Raw genomic sequence first — 1,850 nt, forward strand, 5'->3', positions numbered from 1 at the left:
CAGCATCTCGGCAGCCGTATCCACTCCAATGCCAAAAGCTTGCACTAACTCGGGAGCCGCTTTGTGGGTAAGAGTTGCTAGGTGCTGGGTGTGAGTTTCAATTTCCTCATGTAGCTGTAACCACCGTTTTGCCATTGCAGCTAGGGCATGTTGCATGGTTCTATCGCAAAAAATCTTTTTAACGCTACATACAGAGTTGTGTTATGCATACTTCAACACTGCAAATAGTGTTTCCTAAAATTTTTGCGACAGTATCCTGCCCACAGCATAGCAATTGTGGTGCAGCGGATTGCTAGAGGCTATCAGTGAAGTTGTATAGACGGCGGCAACCACTGACCACGATTGTTATCCCCATCCTGGGAGGTTCTCTTAGGATGCCAACCTTTATAGCAGATTTGTATTGAGGGAGATTACCTGATCGGGTGCCAAAATACCTCCGACTGTAATGACTTCCAATTTTTCTGTTTCTTGAGGATGCTGAGTTTTGACTTTAGCGATCGCCGCTTCACTTCCAGTTTCCTGAACGATGTAAATCTGTGTTTCACCTCGCAGCACCCATATCGGCTTAGACCAGGTATGTCGGGGTTGGAGTACCGCTTTATGAATAATCTGATGGCTCAACCCAATCAGGTGTTCCAAGGTGTCTTCGGAGCAAAAATCAGCAAGCTGTGGTTGAAATAATTCTCTGAGGTCCTTTGTTGGGATATGCTCTGTGACATTTGTTGAATTTAACAAAGGTGCAAAACTGGAAGAACTATCTAGGGATTGCCCAACTAAAGATTCAAGCCGACGTTGAATCTGGGTTGTAATGGAATCAAAATCTGGTTCCATCAGGATATGCCCTAAGTGTTCTCGCAACAGGCGCTTCAATTGCTCATCATCAAGAGCAACCCCGCGAGTACTGAGATACCCTGAAAGCCCCTTTCCCAGATTCCGTCCGCAACCTACTTCGCCATTAGCAGCGTCCTCTGCTTCAAGCAATTCCAGCAGGCGCTGATGACGAGCCGCTTTGTCAAAGGTGTCCTTTGGCTGGGCAGGAATCGATTGAGTCATGGGTCGTCTATCCTCAAAGTCTCGAAGTAAACGAGGTTATCGGGTTCTTCAGGATCAGGTCCACAATTGAGCAGTCCAACTCTCAGCTTTCTATAAAATCCTAGCGCACCTGGAAGGGCATGTAATCCTATTTTGCCTTGATAACCCAGTTCGTAGCTGCGGGCGATCGCAAAGTCTACCAGATTGCCCCCAACGCCTTTGTAAGTTGGAGGGTTTGTGATGATAGGTCGATTCCAAGGGGCGGTTGCCAAAGCACTAATGTACACCAACCGTCGTCGCAACTGAAATTCAATCTGACAGCGTTTCTTTAAGACATCGAGCATCATCAGCCCTTGAGTGACACCCTCGCACTCGATCGCGTATAACTCATCACCTGGGAGTAACTTAGATCGACGGCTTTTGCCCACCCAGTTCCAATACTCATCGTCTTGACCGCTTCCTTTCAAGATTGGCTCCCAAAGTGTCTTGGCATCCTCCAGGTGTTTATCAGTCACCTCCGTCAGGAGCGCATCGACAATCTGTTGATCTTGAACTTGCAGTAGCTGAATGATACGGTTCAACGGAATAAGAAGATTCAACAACGGCTCTCATCATAAGGCTTTGGAGGTTGGGATTTGCTCATTATAAAAAATTCGGCGTTGCTGCAAGGGTAATGCTTGGTTTGGCATGATAGAAGAATGAAATGTCCTCAATGTAATTCAACTCAAGTCGCTAAGAACGGGCATCGTCGAGGGAGACAATGCTACAAGTGTAAGCAGTGCAGGCGACAATTTCTCGAATCCTACTATCCTTGGCGC

At 47.0% G+C, this 1,850-nt stretch carries 2 protein-coding genes; both read right to left on the reverse strand.

The window, feature by feature from the left end:
• Positions 1–384 precede the first annotated feature (384 nt).
• Positions 385–1,053 (reverse strand): DEK C-terminal domain-containing protein, encoded by a 669-nt coding sequence (locus H6F88_RS10810; RefSeq protein WP_190642761.1) that lies wholly within the window; start codon positions 1,051–1,053, stop codon positions 385–387.
• Positions 1,050–1,613, reverse strand: coding sequence for a GNAT family N-acetyltransferase (locus H6F88_RS10815; RefSeq protein ID WP_206756436.1), 564 nt, complete (start codon positions 1,611–1,613; stop codon positions 1,050–1,052). Before H6F88_RS10815 ends, H6F88_RS10810 begins: the two co-directional genes overlap by 4 nt.
• Positions 1,614–1,850 lie beyond the last annotated feature (237 nt).

Origin of the sequence: Oculatella sp. FACHB-28, assembly GCF_014696015.1 — a bacterium.
Taxonomy (GTDB): domain Bacteria; phylum Cyanobacteriota; class Cyanobacteriia; order Elainellales; family Elainellaceae; genus JAAUTN01.

Excerpts from the sequence above, each read along its gene's own strand:
- H6F88_RS10810 (WP_190642761.1), bottom strand. The coding sequence starts at position 1,053 with ATGACTCAATCGATTCCTGCCCAGCCAAAGGACACCTTTGACAAAGCG.